Source organism: Limosilactobacillus caecicola, assembly GCF_943192935.1.
In the GTDB taxonomy this organism is placed as follows: Bacteria; Bacillota; Bacilli; order Lactobacillales; family Lactobacillaceae; genus Limosilactobacillus; species Limosilactobacillus caecicola.
Genome location: NZ_CALPCI010000003.1, coordinates 204,183 through 224,556, shown reverse-complemented (window position 1 = coordinate 224,556; position 20,374 = coordinate 204,183). Strand labels below are relative to the sequence as shown.

At 46.9% G+C, this 20,374-nt stretch carries 22 protein-coding genes, 1 pseudogene and 1 other annotated feature; of the genes and pseudogenes, 16 read left to right on the top strand and 7 right to left on the bottom strand.

Features of this window, described 5'->3' with window-relative positions:
* Positions 1-7 precede the first annotated feature (7 nt).
* Positions 8-691: a ribose-5-phosphate isomerase RpiA gene (gene rpiA, locus NFR43_RS06285; RefSeq protein ID WP_251547553.1), complete on the bottom strand. Its 684-nt coding sequence runs from the start codon at positions 689-691 to the stop codon at positions 8-10.
* 18 nt (positions 692-709) lie between these two features.
* A complete protein-coding gene (locus tag NFR43_RS06280) occupies positions 710-1,003 on the bottom strand; it encodes a GNAT family N-acetyltransferase (protein WP_251547551.1) in 294 nt (97 codons plus the stop codon).
* A 122-nt stretch (positions 1,004-1,125) separates the two neighbouring features.
* On the opposite strand from NFR43_RS06280, the gene NFR43_RS06275 reads away from it, so the two are divergent.
* The 12 genes and pseudogenes from NFR43_RS06275 (at position 1,126) to rplA (ending at position 10,453) form a co-directional block, all read left to right on the top strand.
* The gene (locus NFR43_RS06275) at positions 1,126-1,662 is read left to right on the top strand and encodes a dCTP deaminase/dUTPase family protein (protein ID WP_251547549.1); all 537 of its coding nucleotides are present in this window, start codon (positions 1,126-1,128) and stop codon (positions 1,660-1,662) included.
* A gap of 15 nt (positions 1,663-1,677) precedes the next feature.
* Entirely contained in the window at positions 1,678-3,051 is a 1,374-nt protein-coding gene (gene radA, locus NFR43_RS06270) for a DNA repair protein RadA (protein ID WP_251547547.1), read from the top strand.
* A 21-nt stretch (positions 3,052-3,072) separates the two neighbouring features.
* Complete coding sequence (locus tag NFR43_RS06265; RefSeq protein ID WP_251547545.1) at positions 3,073-4,230, top strand: PIN/TRAM domain-containing protein; 1,158 nt, start codon at positions 3,073-3,075, stop codon at positions 4,228-4,230.
* 352 nt (positions 4,231-4,582) lie between these two features.
* Positions 4,583-5,992, top strand: a complete 1,410-nt coding sequence (gene cysS / locus NFR43_RS06260) for a cysteine--tRNA ligase (RefSeq protein WP_251547543.1) — start codon at positions 4,583-4,585, stop codon at positions 5,990-5,992.
* Positions 5,993-5,998: 6 nt separating this feature from the next.
* Entirely contained in the window at positions 5,999-6,412 is a 414-nt protein-coding gene (locus NFR43_RS06255) for a Mini-ribonuclease 3 (RefSeq protein ID WP_251547541.1), read from the top strand.
* Positions 6,402-7,151, top strand: a complete 750-nt coding sequence (gene rlmB / locus NFR43_RS06250) for a 23S rRNA (guanosine(2251)-2'-O)-methyltransferase RlmB (protein ID WP_251547539.1) — start codon at positions 6,402-6,404, stop codon at positions 7,149-7,151. The genes NFR43_RS06255 and rlmB overlap by 11 nt, the downstream gene beginning before the upstream one ends.
* Positions 7,152-7,517: 366 nt before the next feature.
* Positions 7,518-8,006 (top strand): annotated as a pseudogene (locus NFR43_RS06245) (sigma-70 family RNA polymerase sigma factor); the annotation flags it as partial.
* A gap of 104 nt (positions 8,007-8,110) precedes the next feature.
* Entirely contained in the window at positions 8,111-8,260 is a 150-nt protein-coding gene (gene rpmG, locus NFR43_RS06240; RefSeq protein WP_251547534.1) for a 50S ribosomal protein L33, read from the top strand.
* Between the two features lie 15 nt (positions 8,261-8,275).
* On the top strand, positions 8,276-8,455 hold the full coding sequence (gene secE / locus NFR43_RS06235) for a preprotein translocase subunit SecE (protein WP_251547604.1): 180 nt from the start codon (positions 8,276-8,278) through the stop codon (positions 8,453-8,455).
* Between the two features lie 112 nt (positions 8,456-8,567).
* Entirely contained in the window at positions 8,568-9,116 is a 549-nt protein-coding gene (nusG, locus tag NFR43_RS06230) for a transcription termination/antitermination protein NusG (RefSeq protein ID WP_251547532.1), read from the top strand.
* A gap of 127 nt (positions 9,117-9,243) precedes the next feature.
* Positions 9,244-9,669 carry a 50S ribosomal protein L11 gene (gene rplK, locus NFR43_RS06225; RefSeq protein WP_251547530.1) on the top strand — a complete coding sequence of 142 codons (426 nt, stop codon included), beginning with the start codon at positions 9,244-9,246 and terminating at the stop codon, positions 9,667-9,669.
* A gap of 91 nt (positions 9,670-9,760) precedes the next feature.
* On the top strand, positions 9,761-10,453 hold the full coding sequence (gene rplA, locus NFR43_RS06220; RefSeq protein ID WP_251547528.1) for a 50S ribosomal protein L1: 693 nt from the start codon (positions 9,761-9,763) through the stop codon (positions 10,451-10,453).
* A gap of 53 nt (positions 10,454-10,506) precedes the next feature.
* Here rplA and NFR43_RS06215 read toward each other — a convergent pair whose 3' ends face one another.
* The 3 genes from NFR43_RS06215 to NFR43_RS06205 all read right to left on the bottom strand — a co-directional run bounded on the left by NFR43_RS06215 (position 10,507) and on the right by NFR43_RS06205 (position 14,195).
* Complete coding sequence (locus tag NFR43_RS06215) at positions 10,507-11,814, bottom strand: Nramp family divalent metal transporter (protein WP_251547525.1); 1,308 nt, start codon at positions 11,812-11,814, stop codon at positions 10,507-10,509.
* Positions 11,795-12,745: a ferrochelatase gene (hemH, locus tag NFR43_RS06210; protein ID WP_251547523.1), complete on the bottom strand. Its 951-nt coding sequence runs from the start codon at positions 12,743-12,745 to the stop codon at positions 11,795-11,797. The genes NFR43_RS06215 and hemH overlap by 20 nt, the downstream gene beginning before the upstream one ends.
* A 115-nt stretch (positions 12,746-12,860) precedes the next feature.
* Positions 12,861-14,195, bottom strand: a complete 1,335-nt coding sequence (locus NFR43_RS06205; RefSeq protein ID WP_251547521.1) for an APC family permease — start codon at positions 14,193-14,195, stop codon at positions 12,861-12,863.
* 318 nt (positions 14,196-14,513) lie between these two features.
* Positions 14,514-14,633, top strand: a sequence feature (ribosomal protein L10 leader region).
* 33 nt (positions 14,634-14,666) lie between these two features.
* Here NFR43_RS06205 and rplJ point away from each other — a divergent pair.
* Together rplJ and rplL are read left to right on the top strand one after the other, a co-directional pair.
* Positions 14,667-15,167: a 50S ribosomal protein L10 gene (gene rplJ / locus NFR43_RS06200; RefSeq protein ID WP_251547518.1), complete on the top strand. Its 501-nt coding sequence runs from the start codon at positions 14,667-14,669 to the stop codon at positions 15,165-15,167.
* Between the two features lie 65 nt (positions 15,168-15,232).
* Positions 15,233-15,598 carry a 50S ribosomal protein L7/L12 gene (gene rplL, locus NFR43_RS06195; RefSeq protein WP_251547517.1) on the top strand — a complete coding sequence of 122 codons (366 nt, stop codon included), beginning with the start codon at positions 15,233-15,235 and terminating at the stop codon, positions 15,596-15,598.
* A gap of 63 nt (positions 15,599-15,661) precedes the next feature.
* Here the strand turns inward: rplL and thrC are convergent, their stop codons facing one another.
* Positions 15,662-17,155, bottom strand: coding sequence for a threonine synthase (thrC, locus tag NFR43_RS06190; protein WP_251547515.1), 1,494 nt, complete (start codon positions 17,153-17,155; stop codon positions 15,662-15,664).
* 119 nt (positions 17,156-17,274) lie between these two features.
* Between thrC and NFR43_RS06185 the strand changes: the two genes are divergently transcribed.
* Together NFR43_RS06185 and thrB are read left to right on the top strand one after the other, a co-directional pair.
* Complete coding sequence (locus NFR43_RS06185) at positions 17,275-18,549, top strand: homoserine dehydrogenase (RefSeq protein ID WP_251547513.1); 1,275 nt, start codon at positions 17,275-17,277, stop codon at positions 18,547-18,549.
* Positions 18,550-18,565: 16 nt separating this feature from the next.
* Positions 18,566-19,429 (top strand): homoserine kinase, encoded by an 864-nt coding sequence (gene thrB / locus NFR43_RS06180; protein ID WP_251547511.1) that lies wholly within the window; start codon positions 18,566-18,568, stop codon positions 19,427-19,429.
* Positions 19,430-19,511: 82 nt separating this feature from the next.
* Here thrB and thiD read toward each other — a convergent pair whose 3' ends face one another.
* Entirely contained in the window at positions 19,512-20,309 is a 798-nt protein-coding gene (thiD, locus tag NFR43_RS06175; protein WP_251547509.1) for a bifunctional hydroxymethylpyrimidine kinase/phosphomethylpyrimidine kinase, read from the bottom strand.
* Positions 20,310-20,374 lie beyond the last annotated feature (65 nt).

Sequence of the window (20,374 nt, the reverse complement as noted above, 5' to 3'; positions counted from 1 at the left end):
ATCTTAATTAATGATGAGCGTGTAAAACTTCCGGACCGTTGTCACGACCAACGATGACTTCATCAACCCGGTTTAAGAAGAGCCCGTGTTCAACCACCCCAACGGTGTGAATCAGGTCTTCCGCTAAGGCGTGGGGGTCCTTGATTTGGCCGACTTTCAAGTCGATGATAAAGTTCTTTTCATCGGTCCGGTACTTTTGGTCACCATCCATCCGCCATTGTGGGTTGTAACCCTTCTTTTCAAAGGCATTGAAGACGTGTTGGGCACCAAACGGAATCACTTCGACAGGCACCCCAAAGTCACCAATCCGGGGAACCAACTTGGATTGGTCCACGATCCATATGTTTTTGGTGGAAGCATTGTTGACGATCTTTTCCCAAAGCAGGGCGCCACCGCCCCCTTTGATTCCGTTAAAATCGTCATCGACTTCATCGGCACCATCAATGGTGAGGTCGATGTGGTCGACATCATCAATGTTTTTGATGGTGATGCCCAGGCTTTCGGCTTGTTCGGTTGTCCGGTTAGAAGTCGTTACCCCAACGATGTTTAACCCTTCATTTTTGACCCGTTCGCCAAGGGCATCGACCATGTAACGAACGGTTGAACCGGTTCCCAAACCGACAATCATGCCGTCCTCGATGTACTTGACGGCTTCTTGGCCAACTTGGGCCTTTAATTTATTTTGATCCATATCTGATAATCTCCTTTATTAAAAACGATCTTCCGGCAAAAGGACGGTTTGCGCCTCAGAATGCAGTTTAAAGTAGCGCTTGGCATAGGGACACATGATTTTAACTACCCAATGCTTGCGCTCCGCCAATTGCACGAACTGGTCCATTAATTGAGCGGCGAGGCCGTGATTCCGGAATTCAGGCACCACAAAAACGCGTTCGACAACGACGCGCTGGTTAGCCTGGTCGACAAATGGAAAAGTGACGTCACCGGCCCACTGACCATCATCAGTGGTGGCAACGATTTGGTTGCCTTTGATAGTAAACTGCATTGCGCCGCCATCCTCCCTTCTGAATAACTCTTTTGCAAAGTAAATTGTTACCGTTTTAGTAATAAAAGTCAAGCGGACTTCATGTTACAATTAAAGATAATACTTTAAACGAGGTGAAAATAATGAAACGGGGCTTTAAAATCGTTTCAGCAAAGGCGCATGATGGCTTACAATTACCACAACGCCAAACGAAACAAGCAGCGGGATATGATTTTGCCGCTTCAGAGGATTTTGTCTTGCCTTCCATTTGGAAAGGAAATTTTCTGAAAACTTTATGGAAACTTCATCACCAGGACACACTCACCGCGGATGATATTACTCAGGGTGACGCAAGCTTGAAGCCATACTTGGTGCCGACGGGAATCAAGGCGTATATGCAACCGGATGAAGTGTTGATGCTGTTTAACCGCTCCAGCGGGCCGTTAAAGCGCCGCTTGATCCTGCCAAACGGGGTCGGAATTATCGATGCTGATTATTACGATAACCCGGCTAACGAGGGCGAAATTTTTGTTCAGCTAATTAATTACGGTTTAACCGATTACCACATTAAAAAAGGGGAGCGCATTGCTCAAGGGATCTTTGTGCCTTATCTGACAGCCGATGATGAACAAACACCCCAGGCTGACCGCGCCGGTGGCTTCGGCTCAACCAAGAAATAAAGAGGGAATTGAAGAATGGCAAAGGCCAAAACACACTTTGTTTGCCAAAATTGTGGTTATATTTCACCACGGTTTCTGGGACGCTGCCCGAATTGTGGTCAGTGGAATACGTTAGTGGAGGAAGTGGATCAATCCACGATTAAACAGCCGAACACCACGACCACTACTTTAACGGGGATCGTTGCCAAACCGCAACGAATCAATGAGATTGATACCCAAAAGACCCCCCGGGTGAAAACCAAACTGGCGGAATTAAACCGCGTCCTGGGTGGCGGCATTGTTCCCGGTTCACTGGTTCTCATCGGTGGTGACCCCGGAATCGGGAAATCAACCTTGTTACTCCAGGTTTCCGGTCAGCTAAGCCAGGAAGGACATTCAGTCCTCTACGTTTCTGGAGAAGAAAGTGCCAACCAGATTAAAATGCGCGCCCAGCGCCTGAACGTTTCGGGTGATGACTTTTACATTTATCCAGAAACCAATATGGACAGTATTCGGGCAACCATCGACGAGATGAATCCGGAATATGTCGTGATTGATTCGGTGCAGACGATGCAGGCAACTGACGTTACCTCCGCCATCGGGAGCGTTTCCCAGATTCGGGCGGTGACTGCTCAACTGATGCAGATTGCTAAGGGCAAGAACATCACCGTCTTTGTTGTCGGTCACGTGACAAAGGGCGGGGTCTTAGCCGGCCCCAAGATTTTGGAACACATGGTGGATACGGTTCTCTATTTTGAAGGGGACCTCCACCACACCTACCGGATCCTCCGTTCTGTGAAAAATCGGTTTGGTTCCACCAACGAGCTGGGCATTTTTGAGATGAATAGTACCGGGCTGAAGGAGGTTGCCAACCCGTCGGAGATCTTCTTGGAAGAACGCCTCAAGGACGCAACTGGTTCGGCTGTCGTGGTTTCTTTAGAGGGAACTCGTCCAATCCTGGTCGAAATTCAAGCGTTGATCACCCCGTCGGTCTTTGGTAATGCCCAACGGACCGCCACCGGTTTAAACCGGAACCGGGTCTCACTGATCATGGCGGTGCTGGAGAAGCGGGCTAATCTGTTGTTACAAAATCAGGATGCCTATTTGAAGGCTGCTGGTGGGGTGAAATTGGATGAACCCGCGATTGACTTAGCGATTGCGGTGGCGATCGCCTCTTCGTACCGCGATAAGGGGACCCGGCCGACGGATGCCTTTATCGGTGAAGTTGGTTTAACTGGTGAAATTCGGCGGGTCAACCGGATTGAACAACGGGTCGCAGAAGCCGCCAAATTAGGCTTTAAGCGGGTGTTTATCCCGAAAAATAACTTGCAAAATTGGGAGCCACCCAAGAATATTCAAATCATTGGGGTGACGACCATTAGCGAAACCTTAAAATTAGCATTAGCATAACTCAGTGAAAGGAGGAATTTGATGCGTAAAGGAATTGTTCGATTATTATTTACCATTTTTGGGGCCGCAATCGGGTATTACTACTTACCGCCACTGTGGCCAACCATTGGGGTCCAATATAATTCCATCTTAATGGTCATTGTAGATATTTTTATCGGGGGCGTGATTTTTTGGTTACTGTCCCTGGCGACCCTCCGGTGGGTGATGCAAGTTGTCCAACGGGTGGAAGATTACCTGACCCAAAAGAGCCCCCTGTACCTCTTCTTCGGGGCCTTATTAACGATCATCGGCTTAGTGTTAGCAATTTTAATTTCAATTCCGTTGTGGCGGACCCACATTCCGGTTGTTAACAATATCATTCCAATTCTGCTGATGATTATTTTTAGTTACTTTGGTTTTCGTATTGGGACGACGCGGTTAGATGATTGGAAAAATATTTTAAGCCCGAAGCGGGGAACTAAGGAAGAACCTGGTAAATCTGGCGATGTCATTAAACAACAAGATGCTAATTACCACCACTACAAGATTTTGGATACCAACATTTTAATTGATGGGCGGATTTATGATCTGGTCAAAACGGGTTTCTTGGAAGGGACTCTGCTGGTACCAAACTTTGTCCTCTACGAATTACAATACATTGCCGATTCTGGTGAAAGTATCAAACGAGTGCGGGGACGCCGTGGTTTAGATATTTTGAATAAATTACGGGAAGAAAAAATCGTGCCGGTTGAAATGTATGATGGTGACTTTGAAGATATTCCAGAGGTTGATAGTAAGCTGATTGCATTGGCCAAGAAGGTTGACGGGGTCATTGTTACTAACGACTGGAATTTGAACAAGGTGATTCAGTTCCAAAACGTGGAAGTCTTAAACATCAATAACCTGGCGAAGTCACTCCGGCCACGGGTTATCCCTGGTGAACGCATGCAAGTGACCGTTGTCAAGAAGGGGACGGAACGGCAACAAGGGGTGGCCTACCTCGACGATGGGACGATGGTGGTGGTCGAAGATGGCCGCTACTACATGAACGAACAGATTGAGGTGGAAGTCACGAGTGCTCTGCAGACGGATGCAGGGCGGATGATTTTTGCCCGCCCACTCCATTCTGCAAAGGGAATTGATGGTGAAAAAAATGATCACCATGCAAAGTCTGACGGCAAAGAAAAGTCCAAGAAATAGCAAGAAGGCCCGTAACCAAACGGTTGCGGGCCTTTAACTATCAACAAAAGCAAAAGAAAAAGCCGTGGCTTGGGAGGACCACGACTTTCGTTACGAATATCTTTGGGGAAGATTTCGTAAAGGAGTATTTTTCGGTTACTATTGGGAGGAGTAATTGAAAAATAATCGGTTTCGGTTAATCTGTAGTAGTTGTTTTCTACTACGATTTATATACTAGCAATAGATTGTGAAGAAAGTGTGACCAAAAAGTAAATAAATCTTAGTGATTAAATTTTTCGGCAGACCAGTGAGCTTCCAAAGCGATTGTGTTACTATTAAATTATCAAATTTGGCCCACAAAGGAGTTTTGCTTATGCTAAAAATCTATAATACGTTAACGCGGAAAAAAGAAGAATTTCAGCCAATTCATCCAGGGGTAGTTAATATGTATGTCTGTGGGCCGACGGTATACAACTATATCCACATTGGGAACGCGCGGAGTGCGATCGCCTTTGACACGGTCCGCCGTTATTTAGAATTTATTGGTTATCAGGTTAATTACGTTTCTAATTTCACCGATGTCGATGACAAAATGATTAAGGCGGCCCATGAGCAAGGCATTACGGTGCCAGAACTTGCGGACAAGTATATCCAAGCCTTTAACGAGGACACCGCTGCGATCAATATTGAACCGGCGACGAAGCACCCCCGGGCAACGGAAAATATTCCCGAGATCATTCAATTCGTGTCGACCTTGATTGATAAGGGCTATGCGTATGCAGTGGACGGTGACGTTTATTACCGGGCCCGTAAGTTTAAGGATTATGGCGAATTATCCGGCCAATCCCTCGACGACCTCGAAGTGGGGGCCAGTGAACACGTTAGTGCTGATGAAGTGAATAAAAAAGAGGACCCGCTTGATTTTGCCTTGTGGAAACCTGCCAAACCCGGTGAAATTAGCTGGGATTCACCATGGGGCAAGGGACGGCCCGGCTGGCACATCGAATGCTCGGTAATGTCTACTAAGTACCTCGGAAAGACGATTGATATTCACGCTGGTGGACAAGACCTGGAATTTCCGCACCACGAAAATGAAATTGCCCAATCGGAGGCCGCTACTGGCCAAAAGTTTGTGAAATATTGGATGCACAATGGCTTTGTGACGATTGGCAAGGACGACGAAAAGATGAGCAAGTCCCTGCACAATTTTATTACCGTGCACGATATCATCAAAGAAGTGGATCCACAAGTCTTGCGGTTCTTTATGGCCACGACCCAATACCGGCGGCCAATCCAATACAGTGAGGATAATCTGACGGATGCCCAAAACAACCTCCAACACCTGCAAACGGCTTTCAACAATTTGGAATACCGAAAACAAGATGCGGTAGCTGGTGGTGATGCGGCGGTTGAGAAGCAACTAGCTGATTTTAAGCAACGCTTCATTACTGCAATGGACGACGATATCAATGTCCAAAACGGGATCGCCGTGGTTTATGAACTGACGAAGTCGGCCAATGTTTACGCTGAACAAACCACGGTGGCCTTAGACACCCTCAACCAATATCAAGCATTGCTCAAACAATTAGTCAGCATTTTTGGTGTGGAATTAACCGTGACCGGCCAAATTGACGACGAAGCAATTCAAAAACTAATTCAGCAACGGGACGAAGCACGTAAGAATAAGGACTTTGCCCTGAGTGACAAGATTCGGGATGATTTGAAGACCAAAGGAATCATTATTGAAGATACTCCTCAGGGAACCCGGTACAGAAAGGAATAGTATGGCATGGCAAAAGCGGATTATCGACAATTGAATGGCATTGCCCTCGCCTACCTTGGCGACGCAGTGTATGAAGTGTACGTGCGGGAGCACCTCCTCGATTTAGGAATGTCGAAGCCCAATCGACTACAGAAAAAGGCTACGTCCTATGTTTCAGCGAAGGCGCAGGCGGGATTGATTCAATTGATGGAAGAGCAAGGCTTGCTGACTGATGAAGAGTGGTCCTTTTTTAAGCGCGGCCGGAACGCCACCAGTTATACGCATGCCAAGCACACTTCAGTTTTGACTTACCGGATTTCAACCGGGTTTGAGGCATTAATGGGCTACCTGAAGCTCTCTGAACAAACAGAGCGGCTCGATGAATTGTGTCGGTGGTGCATTAAACAAGTTGACCTAGGGAGGGTTCAATATGAACAATGAGCAACCTGAATTTATTATTGGCCGCCATCCGGCGGTTGCGGCTTTAAAATCCGATCAGGAAATCAATAAGGTTTTTATTCAAAAGGGCCTCAAAACGGACGCCATTTCACAAATTATCAAGCTCGCTAAGGACCGGCGCCTAGTAATTTCCAACGTGCCGAAGACCAAGCTGGACCAAATGGTCGACCACCAAAACCACCAGGGGGTCGCTTTGGCGGTTGCAGCTTATCATTATGCAACGGTTGATGACCTGTTTGAGAATGCCGCTCAGCACGACGAGGCCCCGTTCTTCTTAATTTTGGACGAACTGGCTGACCCGCACAACCTGGGATCAATTTTGCGAACCGCGGATGCAGCTGGTGTGCACGGAATCATCATTCCGAAGCGTCGGGCCGTTGGGTTAACGTCGGTAGTTGCGAAAACCTCGACCGGAGCGATCGAACATGTTCCAGTCGCCCGGGTCACCAACCTGGTGCAGACGGCGAATGAACTGAAGGGACGCGGCGTCTGGTTATTCGGTACCGATATGCAAGGTACCGATTACCGGCATTGGGACGCTCAAGGACCGGTGGCGTTAGTGATTGGTAATGAAGGGAAAGGTATTTCCCAATTATTAAAAAAAACGTGCGATGAAATGCTGACCATTCCAATGATTGGGCACGTTCAGAGCCTGAACGCGAGTGTGGCCGCCAGCCTGTTGATCTATCAAGGCTTTAATTCTCGGCATCCATTAAAATAATTTATAACTTTGACCCGACAACAACGCGTGTTCGGGCCTTTTTTGTGAAATTAAAATTGGGTATTGTCAGCCCTGAAAAATTATGGTAAATTATCGGGGACAATTAATGGGACGGTCAAATCCTACGTCAGCGCCCTAATCACGTAGGAGAAAAGCCGTCATAGGATTATTGTGAGAGGTAGTTCTATTCCCCCGTCAAAGCGCTGTGACGGTGAGATGACTTCTAGCAGAGGTTTTCAAGCGGGCCCGCTAATTGTTAGTGAAAGATTGAGGTTGCTTTTCATGCGGAATCGGATGATGCAAACAACCCCAGAGGGTGAATTAATCAAGCAAGTTGCCGAACATTGATCCGACAGTTTTACACGGTTATATGATCAATACATGCCATTAATCTGTAAGATTTGGTACCAGTACCATTTGGATGATGTTCCATTGGATGATTGGAAACAGGAAGCTGCGATGGTGTTGTACCGCAGCGCGTGTTCCTATCAAGATAAACAGGTTCGTTTTTGTTGGTATTATCGCCAGGCACTCCTGAATAAGATTCGTGATCTTTACCGTCAGCAGAGTGCACAAAAACGGGTCCCGTTTGAAAATATGGAACCAATCACAGATTTGCATATTGATCAACATTTGGTGGACGTTGCGTTTCGTCCAGATGAGATTAGTCAGTTTCGGTTAGTCTATCAACAATTTTTAAAAGATTGTTCCGGATTAGAGAAGAAGGTTTTTCTGGCGATTAATGCTGGTGAACAACTGGAGGCCATTGCCAACCAGCTGAGCTGCTCACCAATGTCCATTCGGAGCGCTTTTGAACGGGCTCGACAAAAGTTTCTAAAGCAAATTTTTGATTGATTCTGCAAACTTGTTTGTACTGATTGACTCCCATCCAATTCACGGATGGGAGTTGTTTTCAATTCTGTAAAATGATACTCTTATATGGATAAGGAGTGATGGTAATGGCCCAAAAGAAAGTTGGCTTAGAATGTAGTAAGTGTGGAGCACGCAACTACACCGTTACTGTTAACGCCGCCCGCGCTGAGCGTCTCGAATTAAAAAAGTTTTGTAAACACTGTGGTGAATATACAATCCACCGCGAAACAAGATAGTAGTGGAGGGTAATGATGCATTTATTTCGCTTTTTAAAGAGTGTTGGTCAAGAAATGCACAAGGTTGTTTGGCCAACCTGGAAAGAAAATCGTCGTGACACGTCCGTGGTTATTTCCTTAACCATCTTCTTCGTGTTGTTCTTTGCGTTAGTTGATTGGGTCATTCAAGCCGGCCTGTTGGCTTTCGTCAAGTAAAGATAAAGGTGGTCAATGACCACTTTTTTTGTTATAATGCCTGGTGAGCAAAACTTCGTGGTGAGCGAGGTTTTTTTATTTTGGTAAAAAATGAATCAAAAGGAGATCAATCATGGAATCACATGAAAAACGTTGGTATGTCTTACACACGTACTCTGGTTATGAAAACCGGGTGAAGAGTAATTTGGAATCCCGGGCCCAATCAATGGGAATGCAAGATTACATTTTCCGGGTAGTCGTTCCTGAAGAAACGGTGCGGACCGTTAAGGATGGCCAAGCCAAGGAAACTGAAGAAAAGACGTTCCCTGGTTATGTGCTGGTTGAAATGGTCATGACTGACCAAGCCTGGTACATCGCCCGGAACACCCCTGGAGTAACCGGGTTCTTGGGTTCTCACGGTGGTGGATCAAAGCCAACGCCACTGCTTCCCGAAGAAGTTGACCGGATTATGAAGCGGATGGGTGAAGACGTGGCCAGAACTGACATTGACGTCAACGTTGGTGATAACATCAAGATCATTGCGGGAGCCTTTGCGGATTTGACCGGTAAAGTTACGGCGGTTGACCACGATAAGATGAAGGTGAATGTTGATATTGAAATGTTTGGTCGCCAAACCAGTGCAGAAGTGGGCTTTGACCAGATTGATACGATGAACAACTAGTCATTCCGCTCTTGAAATTTTTCTGAATTTATGGTATGGTACCCTAGTATGTTTAATCATACTGTGGGAGAGGTAAAAATTTACTGCCTCATCATTACCACAACACGGACTAAGGAGGTTTTGTCTCGTGGCAAAAAAAGTAGCTAGCGTTGTTAAGTTGCAAATTCCCGCGGGTGCTGCATCACCAGCTCCGCCAGTAGGTCCTGCTTTAGGTCAAGCAGGGATTAACATTATGGGCTTTACTAAGGAATTCAACGCCCGGACTGCAGACCAAAAGGGTATGCTGATCCCAGTTGTAATTACCGTTTATGAAGATCGTTCATTCGACTTCATTACTAAGACCCCACCTGCTGCTGTGTTACTCAAGAAGGCCGCTGGTGTTGAACATGGTTCCGGTGAACCTAACACGAAGAAGGTTGCTAAGGTAACCAAGGATCAAGTTAAGGAAATCGCCGAAACTAAGATGCAAGATCTAAACGCAGCTGATGTTGAAGCAGCTATGCGCATGATTGAAGGTACTGCACGGAGCATGGGCTTCACTGTTGAAGACTAAGCACCCCGCAGACCGGAACTATCATTAAAGTGGTGGTTCTCAAGTGGGAGGTCAACCCGTTAGACCACATTTGCAAGGAGGAAAACACAAGATGGCTAAAAAACACGGTAAGAAGTACCTTGAAGCGCTCAAGAAGGTTGACAGCAAAAAAGAATACGCTGTTAACGATGCGGTTCAATTAGTAAAAGATATTGATTTTGCAAACTTTGACTCCACTGTTGAAGTTGCATTTAAATTAAACGTTGACACTAAGCAAGCTGATCAACAATTACGGGGTGCCGTTGTATTACCAAACGGTACTGGTAAAGACCAAACTGTTATTGTTTTTGCTAAGGGTGACAACGCTCAAGCTGCTAAGGACGCAGGTGCCGACTTTGTTGGTGACCAAGACTTAGTAGAAAAAATCCAAGACGGTTGGTTAGACTTTGACGTTGCAATCGCTACTCCTGACATGATGCCACAAGTTGGTCGTTTAGGTCGGGTCTTAGGTCCAAAGGGCTTAATGCCAAACCCAAAGACTGGTACTGTGACGATGGATGTTGCAAAGGCCGTTGAAGAATCAAAGGCTGGTAAGGTTACTTACCGGACTGACCGTGACGGTAACGTTGCCGTACCATTCGGTAAGGCTTCATTCGACACTGACAAGTTGGTTGAAAACTTGAAGACGATCGAAGATGTGATTGTAAAGGCTCGTCCTGCTTCAGTTCGTGGGACTTACGTTCAACACGTCTCAGTTGCCTCAACTTTCGGCCCAAGTGTTACGGTTGACTTGGCTAGTTTCTAAGCCGATTCAAATCAAAAAAGCTTCAGGATTTTTCCTGAAGCTTTTTTTATGGCCTAAATAATGCCAATGATGTTTAGCAAGGTCAGCATAGTGACCAAAGTATAGCCCAAGACCATTTGCCAACGTTTATTGACATGGTTCCCCATGAATTGCCGGTCACTAGTGATGGCAATCAGCGGGTAGAGGGTAAATGGAAGGGCAATGCTGAGTACAATTTGGGCGTAGATGATTAATTGTTCAAATTCCTGTTCGTTAAAATTAATCAGCGTACCAATGATGACAATGGGAATTAAGGTAATGAAACGGGTTAGGAGCCGGCGCTTCCAGAGCGGGAGGCGGATATTGATATAACCTTCCATGACGATCTGACCGGCGAGGGTACTCGTAATTGAGGAGATTAAGCCGGTAATCAAGAGGGCAAAACCGAATAGCCAGCTCATGAGGGAACTGGCTAGCTGCCCAACGACGGCGGGATTTTTGAGACCGTAAAAGACATCGGCCAAGCTATTTAACACAATGTGTTGGTGAAAGAAAAGGGTCCCGCCGAGGATGACCAACAGGGTATTGACAATCAATGCCGCGATCAGGTGAATGATGGAGTCCCAATTAGCAAACTTCAGGGTTTCAGTCACTTGCGCTGGATCGTGTTCATCGTAGCGGCGGCTCTGGGCGAGGGCAGAATGCAGGTAAATGTTGTGGGGCATGATGGTTGCCCCGATGATCCCCAAGCTCAAGAGCAGTTCTGAATGGTTTGCTAAAATGCTAGTGGACGGGACAAATCCATTTAAAATGGCTGACCACGCGGGATGGGCGCGACAAACTTCAATCGCAAAGATGACACCAACTACTAAGATGGTTGTCAGCACGATAAACTCAATTCGCCTAATCCCAAATTGCAGAAAGATTAAGACGATTAAAACATCGGCGACCGTGAGGAAAATCCCCACAATTAACGGCAAATGAAATAGAAGGTAGAGGGCCACTGACGTGCCAACAACCCCCGTCAAATCGGTGGCCATCATGGCAATCTCATTTAACAACCAGAGAAAAATCCGGAGTGGTTTGGAGACCCGTTCGGCAATCGCCTGGGCGAGGTCGCGCCGCGTGACGACTCCTAATTTAATCGAGAGTGATTGCATCATCATCGCGACCAGGATGGAGACGAAGAGGACAATCAACAGGGAATAGCGGTATTGGCCACCGCCAGCCAGGGAAGTTAACCAATTGCCGGGATCCATATAACCGACAGCGACGAGGGCCCCAGGACCGCTGTAGGCCAAAAATTTTTGCCAAAAGGCGGCCTCATAGACCGTCGGGACTTTTACGCTACCGTTGATTTCATCAAGACTCTTTTTCCGCATTGATGGACTCCTTTGCCAGGTTAGCGATAAATTTGGCAAATTGCGAGTCATCATTGAATGCGGGCATCATTGTCAGATTTTCACCACCACTCGCCCGAAAGGCTTGGTAGTTTTGCACGCCATTTTCTTCTAAAGTTTCTAAACAGTCGGTCACAAACGAAGGGGAAACCACTAAGACGTTGCGGTCGCCTAACTGCGCTTGTTTGAGCAGGCTGTTTTTCAAATAGGGTTTTAGCCAGGGCATGGGACCGAACTTTGATTGGTAGACCATAGTCACCTGCTCGTCAGGAATATTGAGTCGCTGACGCAATTGTGCAGTGGTGCGTTCAGTCTCGTCCTGGTAGGGGTCCCCGGCCTTGACCATTGAAACCGGGATGCCGTGGTACGAAATAAAGAGCCGGTCATAGTCATCTTCTTGCCAAGCGGCGTTAATTCGCGCAGCCAGGAGGTCCAAATACGTTGGTTGATCGGCAAACCGGTCAATCACTGGGATAGAGGGGTCGACGGCGTGCACCTCATCAACAATTGAAGCAGTGGTACTTTGGGTATAATGTGGAAACAGCGACAGGACGATAATGTTTTGGCATCTGGTCTGCATTTTTCGCAAGGTCTCAGCGATACTTGGCTGACCGTACGTCATTGCCATTTCAACGTCCCAGTCTGGCAAGAGCGCCTGGACGCGCTCGGTTAGCCGCTTAGTATGGACAATCAGTGGCGAGCCTTCCTGCAGCCAAATATCTTGGTAAAAGGTAGCGGAGCGCCAGGCCCGCATTGGTAAGATCATGCCATTCAGTAATGGCTGCCAAAACCAACGTGGCAGGGTGACCACATTCTGGTCACCTAAAAATTGCCGTAAATATTTTTTGACGTCTGGGGTTGTAGGGGTTGCTGGAGACCCTAAGTTGACGAGTAATAAGCCGTGTTCTTTCATGCAAAATGAACTCCTTAAACTAAGATAGTTCAATTGTACTACAAGATCTAAACAAACAACGGGTTAAACAAAGTCTTCACAAACTTTGCTTAACCCGCTTGGCGAGATAGTTAACTTAAGCGTGCTTTTGGTAATATTTTTTCACTAAGTAGAGGATGGGGAGACCAACCACGACGATACCAACGAAGAGGACGACGCCTGCTGGATCATTCATTAGTTCACTGATCAGGACGAAGAGCCCACCGGCAATCGCAATTAGGGGAACGATTGGGTAAAGCGGGGTCGAGAACGGCCGCGGTTGTCCTTGATTACGCTTCCGGAGTATAAAAACACCAAAGAAGGCTAACATGTAGAAGCAGTAAACGGTGAACACGCACAGGTCCGACAAGTGGTCAGGATCAAAGAAGAGCATCATAATGAAGGCCAGGGCCACGATAAAAATCGTGGCGGTTACCGGTGACTTTCCCTTGGGACTGAGGTAGGCCAAGAAGTTCGAGAATGGTAAATCCTTCCGTTCGGCCATGGCAAAGACAATTCGTGGGAAGGTGAGCATTTTCCCGTTTAATGTTCCCATCATCGAGATGATGATTCCGGCGGAGAGCAACTTTCCACCAATTTGACCAAAGGCCTTTGTGGCGAGATAACTAGTGGCATTTTCACCCAGCCGTTGGATCGTTTGCGCTGGTAAAAAGCGCAGGATGCCGACCGTAATCAATGTGTAAATAATCAAAACAGCCGTGATGCCAAAGATAATGGCTTTTGGGAGCAACTTTTGGGGATTCTTCATTTCACCACCGAGGTTGGCAATCAAAATCCAACCATCATACCCGAAGAGGGTGGCCAAAACAGCGACACCAAAGCCACCAGAACTTTGGTGCACTTGTTGGATGGTTTGACCAAAGGCATTTTCGTGTCCCCAGAAGAGACCAAAAATAATAATGGCCGCAATCGGGATTAATTTACCCAGGGTGGTAATGACAGAGAAAATGGCGCCAACTTTATTTTCTAACAGGTTCAAGAGCCCAATTAAACCAACTGTAATAATGGCGAGCGGAATTCGCCAAGCACTACTCAAACCAAAGAAGTTGGCCATCATAATGCTCATGAACCCAGCGACTGAAGCGATAATGGCGGGCCCATAAACAATGATTTGCATCCAGCCGGCTAAAAAACCGAGGATGCGTCCGTAGATATTTTCAATATAGACATATAATCCACCGGTATAGGGCATTTGCGCCCCAATTTCGGCAACGGTTAGCCCACCGGTCAGGGTAATAACACCACCAAAGACCCACGCGAGAATGGCCATGGTGGAGGAACCAGCACTTTCAAGGACAGAGCCTTGTTTGAAGAAGATTCCGGAACCGATAATGGTCCCAACCACAATTGAAATGGCAGAACCAAACCCTAACGACCTTTTCAGATCTTCCTTTGGCTGTTGATTTTGCATAAAAATTCCTCCATTCTTTCAAGGCAACAAAAAACGACCCTTCACAACCGATAGCCAGAATGCTGTGTGGTTGAAAGAGTCGGCTCATTGATGACTTAATCATTATTAATGAATACCAAAATCACTCAACCACGATCAGAGATGATGAGGTTGAGGAAGAGGACAAGTTAAAATGATTGGTTGATAATAACATGATGTTCTCCTCCTTTTGATTTCGATTATCATTAGAATACCATTAGAAAAACGGATGTGCAAGAAATTTTTTCAGGATGATTTTCGGGCTTGCAAAAAGCGAGGAAGTTAGTTATACTATTTGGGTGGTTAAATATGACTCTGCCTAAGACTCAGGTGGCGCAAGCCTTAATGAATGCCTGCCGAGGAAGAAATGAAATGTTCCTTCTCTATGTCTGCCGGTCATAGGGATTTTTTTATAAATCCGTACCAAAATAACAATATAGGAGGTGTAATTTCATGAGTGAAGCAGCTATTGCTAAAAAGGCTGAAGCCGTTAAGGTTGCTAATGGTTTGTTGAACGATGCTGAATCAGCAATCGTCGTTGACTACCGTGGTTTAACCGTTGACGAAGTTACGGACTTACGTAAGCAACTTCGTGATGCTGGTGTCAAGATGGTCGTTATCAAGAACAAGATCTTGGAACGGGCCGTTGAAGGTACTGACTACGAAGATTTGAAGAGCACGTTTGTTGGCCCAACTGCAGTTGCCTTCTCTAACGAAGACCCAATTGCTCCTGCAAAGATCATGAAGAAGTTTGCAGAAGACCACAACGCTCTTGAAATTAAGGGTGGTTTCATTGAAAAAGACATCAAGACCCTTGATGAAATCAATGAATTCGCTGATTTGCCAAGCCGGGACGATCTTCTTTCCATGCTTGCATCTGCATTGCAAGACCCAATGCGGAAGATTGCACGGGCCGTCAAGGCCGTTGCCGACAAGGCCGACGAAGCCGCATAATTATCGGCTATCGATTACATTTAGACTATCAATTAAACAAGATATAATTATTGGAGGAATTTAAAATGGCTTTTGATAAGGATGCTATTATCGCTTCATTAAAAGAAGCATCAATCTCTGACCTTAACGACCTTGTTAAGGCAATCGAAGACGAATTTGACGTTTCTGCTGCTGCTCCAGTTGCAGTTGCAGGTGCTGCTGGTGGCGACGCTGCTGCTAAGGACAGCTTCACTGTTGAATTAACTGAAGCAGGTTCTGCTAAGGTTAAGGTTATTAAGGCTGTTAAGGACATCACAGGTGCCGGCCTTAAGGACGCTAAGGACCTTGTTGACAACGCACCTTCCGTTATCAAGGAAGACGCTAAGGAAGACGAAGCCAACGACATCAAGGCTAAGCTTGAAGACGCTGGTGCTACTGTTACCCTTAAGTAGTCAGCTAACGATCCAATTCAAAAGCCCTCAGTCATTTTTGACTGAGGGCTTTTTTGCATACTCTTATGATAAGTGGAGCAGTTCGGCAATTGTATTTTCCATGACAGCGAGTTCAATCACTCGTTCTTTGCGTTGTCCTTCGTTAAAAAGGCTTTCCACATTCGCACTTAATGGTGTCTGCAGTTGGTGGTGCAATTCCTTAATGGCGACCAGACCAGTAGTCGTTGGTTGCTGACCATTCAGCGCCGTCAGCACCGTTTCCGGGAATTTATAGGGGCTAGCGGTGGACACGATCACGGTTGGGGTCTGGTCCCCCGAGTTCGTTTGATATTGGTGGGCAACAAAGGATGCCACCGCGGTGTGGGGATCAATTACGTAATGGTCTTGGTCATAAATGCGCTTGATTTCCTCGATTACTTGGTCTTGGGTAGCAAAACCCGCGGCAAACGTGGTCGACAGTTGTTGCTGAACTTGTTTGGCGACCGTATAGTGACCAGTGGTGTTCAGGGCAGCCATTAATTTCTGGATTGCCTGATTGTCTTCTTGATAAACATCAAAGAGCAGGCGTTCCAAATTACTTGAGACCAAGATGTCCATCGCTGGGGAATTGGTTAAGTAGAAGTCACGCCGCCGGTCGTAGGTCCCGGTCCGGAAGAAGTCGGTTAAGACGTTGTTTTCGTCAGAGGCACAAATGAGTTTGTTGACTGGCAAACCTAACTTTTTGGCATAATAGCCAGCGAGAATGTCACCAAAATTCCCAGTGGGAGTGACAAAATTGATCGGGTCACCATTCCGGATTGCGCCGCGCTGGACCAATTGGCCATAAGCACTGAGGTAATAAACAATTTGCGGGATGAGGCGGCCAATATTCATTGAATTAGCCGAAGAAAATTGATAATCATTGGCTAATAGCCGTTGGTTGAATTGCTGGTCGTTAAAGATTTTTTTCACGGCTGTTTGGGCGTCGTCAAAGTTTCCTTCAATAGCGATGGCGGTGAGGTTTTGTCCGCGTTGCCCTAACATTTGACGTAATTGGACAGGACTGACGCCACCATGCGGGTAAAAGACAATTACCTGGGTGCCAGCTTGGTCACTGAAGCCGCGCATTGAGGCGGTCCCGGTATCACCAGAGGTGGCGGTCAAAATAATAATTTCGCGGTTGATTTTTTCGATCGTCACTGACTTAGTCATTAGGCGTGGTAAGACCTGCAAAGCGATATCCTTAAAGGCTAACGTCGGACCGTGAAAGAGTTCCAGGTAGTAATTTTGTCCGTGGCGGTCAGAAACCGGGGCGATGTTAGCGTCATCCCATTGGGTCGCATAAGCGGTGTTAACAACTTGCTGCAACTGGGCTTGATCAAAGTCGTCGAAAAACCAACTTAAGACCAGTTCAGCGGTTGCTTGGTAGGTCAGCGTTGGCAATTGAGCTAAGGGCAGCTTCACCTGCGGAAAACTGGTGGGGACGTAGAGACCGCCGTCAGCCGCTAATCCCTTAATAATGGCCTGTGGAGAATTTAATGAATTGCCGCGATTTCCGCGCGTACTACGATATTGCATGAGCTTACCTCCCCAAAATACTTTCTAATGATTGTTTGTATTGTAACCTGGAACGTTGGTATGTTACAATCGAAAAATGAAAAAACTATGAGAAAATTAGCAGAAAATGAGGTGGCAAAATGGAAACGATTCAAATTGGGATGCTTGGTTTAGGGACCGTTGGCTCCGGCGTGTTACAAATGATCCAAAATAATGAGGATAAGGTACTCAACGTCACCGGCCGCACATTGAACGTTAAGACAGTGCTGGTTAAGCACCCTGATCATCACCAGAATGTCGCCGATCAAGTTGATTTAACCACGGACGTTGCAGAGATCATCAATGACCCGGAGATTCAAATTGTGCTGGAATTAATTGGTGGTATTCATCCCGCCAAAGAATATATTGAGGTAGCCTTAAAACAGCACAAAAACGTTGTGACGGCCAATAAGGACCTGATTGCGACGCATGGACCGGAGTTGGTCAAACTCGCCCATGACAATCACTGTGACTTGATGTACGAAGCTAGTGTCGCTGGGGGGATCCCAATTTTACGGACGATCACCAGCAGTTTCTCGGCCGACAAGATTACGGAGGTCAAGGGGATTGTCAACGGGACCACGAATTACATTTTGACCCAAATGAGTCAACAGGGGTGGTCGTATGACCATGCCTTGAAAAAGGCGCAGGAGTTAGGCTTTGCGGAAGCTGACCCGACGAATGACGTCATGGGGAAAGACGCGGCTTACAAGATGGTGATTCTCAGCCAATTTGCCTTTGGTACCCATGTTAACGTCGAAGATTTTGTGGTGTCCGGAATTGACCATTTGACGGCGTTTGATGTACAGCAAGCCAGCAAGTTTGGCTATGTCATTAAGTTAATTGGAATTGCCCGCGTGATTGGCGAAGGGGTGTTTGTAGAAGTGGCGTCAACCTTAGTGCCAAATGATCATCCTTTGGCCACAATTAACAACGAATATAATGCTGTGATGGTCACGGGACAAGCCGTGGGCGATACCCTCTTTTACGGCCGTGGGGCCGGTGGTTTACCAACTGCCAACAGTGTGCTGAGTGATATCACCTCGGTAACCAAGAACCTGGTCTTAAAAACGAACGGTAATCAATTTAATAATTACCAACGGCAATATATTCCAGCAGACCCCCAGCAGGTTGCCTACCGTTATTTCTTGTCGTTAACCATGCCAGACGTCACGGGGCAGATGCTCAAGGTAACCCAAATGATGACTCAAATTGATGCCGGCTTTAGCCAAATTACCCAGCTGGAAGAAGATGGCATGGCCCACGTGGTGATCATCACCCACCAGATGACCCAGGAACAGTTAGGGCAATTGCAAAAGTTACTCGGTGATGACGCCACGATCAACTTAGAAGCAGCTTATAAGGTTCTGAAGTAGGAGAGGGGGCTGAATTGTGGAAATTCAAGTACCAGCATCGAGTGCCAACTTAGGTCCCGGTTTTGATTCGATTGGGATGGCGGTTTCCCTGTATTTACGGGTGAAAGTGATTGGCCTCAGCGCACAATGGCAAATTGATCATCAGCTTGGGTCCCTGCCACATGATGAACATAATTTGATTATCAAAACGGCCCTCCGGATAGCGCCACAATTGTCGCCCTACCATTTGACTATGACGAGTGAGATTCCGGTTACCCATGGCCTCGGGAGCAGTTCCAGTGCCATTATTGCGGGAATCGAACTGGCCAACCAGTTGGCGGGCTTGAAATTATCTCCACTTGCCAAGGTAGAAATGGCGAGCCAAATTGAGGGTCACCCTGATAATGTTGCGCCAGCCATTTTAGGCGGCTTAGTCGTCGGGACGAGTGTGAATGGTCATTTCGAAGCCGTGGAAGCTCCATTGCCACCATTTGACCTGGTGGCCTATATTCCGCAATACCATCTGGCCACTAAAAAGGCGCGTGCCGTCCTACCGAATCAGCTGGCTTACCAGCAGGCAACCCACGCAAGCGCGATTGCGAATACCTTGGTAGCGGCGTTATTTAAGCAGGATTACGGACTGGCAGGTCAGCTAATGGAAGCCGACGAGTTTCATGAGGACTACCGGGCCACTTTGGTGCCGGAACTGAAACGGATTCGGACGATTAGTCAGCAAACGCCAGCCGTGGCAACCTATTTGAGTGGTGCTGGTCCGACGGTGATGACCTTGATTGATCATCAATCGACGGCCGACTTTGTTAACAAACTTCGACAGGCCGGTTTAACGGACCGCGTCGAGATTTTACACCTGGACACGAAGGGCGTCCAGGTCATTCCATAATAGTAAATTAGTAAAACAAACGGGCAACAGCGTTCAAAATCATGAACGTTATTGCCCGTTTTTAGTGATTCCAGAATTTTACTTAAGCCCCGGTTTGTCCTGCCCAGTAATTTAGCGGTCCAAAGTGTTTAGCAATGCTGAGCGGATGGGCGATGGCGACCTGAACGAATTGGTGGGCACTGCGGATGGCCTGCTCCACATTGTTGCCCTTTGCCAAATTTGCGGTAATCGCGGCAGCAAATGAATCTCCAGCACCGTTGAGGCGTTTGGCTTTCACGATGGGGTGGCTCAGCCAAAAACTAGTGCCATTTTCTAAAAGGACAAAATCGTGGACGGTGGTTGCTTGTTTCGTCAGGTGGCGTCCCTTGATGACGATGTTGGGAACACCCCAACTTTGTATTTCATGGGCTGCGTGTTGCAGATCGGCTTCGTTTTCAAACTGTTTCCCAACTAATTCCTGGGCCTCAAAATAGTTTGGGGTGATCACCATTGCTTGGGGAATGATTAATTCTTTCATCGCCCCTAAGGCCGCTGGTTCTAGCAGCCGGTCCTCCTGTTTGGTGAGGATTACCGGATCCACTATGAGGGGGCCAAAATCATGGGGATTATAATCATGAGCCACCGTTTGAATGGTAGCCACGTTACTCAACATGCCGGTTTTCGTGGCGCCCACGTGAAATTCGGCGGCATCGGTTAGTTCCTCGTGGATAAAACTAGCGGGTAAATCGTGGGCGGCAGTAATCTGCTGAGTATTTTCAGCAACGGCACTGGTGAGTACGCCCAAGCCATAGACATTCAGCGAAAAAAAGGTGTGTAAATCGGCGGTTAAGCCAGCACTACCGTTGGAGTCGTAACCGGCAATCGAAAGAGCTTGATACATGTTTTTTAGAGACCTCCTGAAAACTTTTCCCTTTCTAACGATAGCACGATTTGGGGAAAATTAAT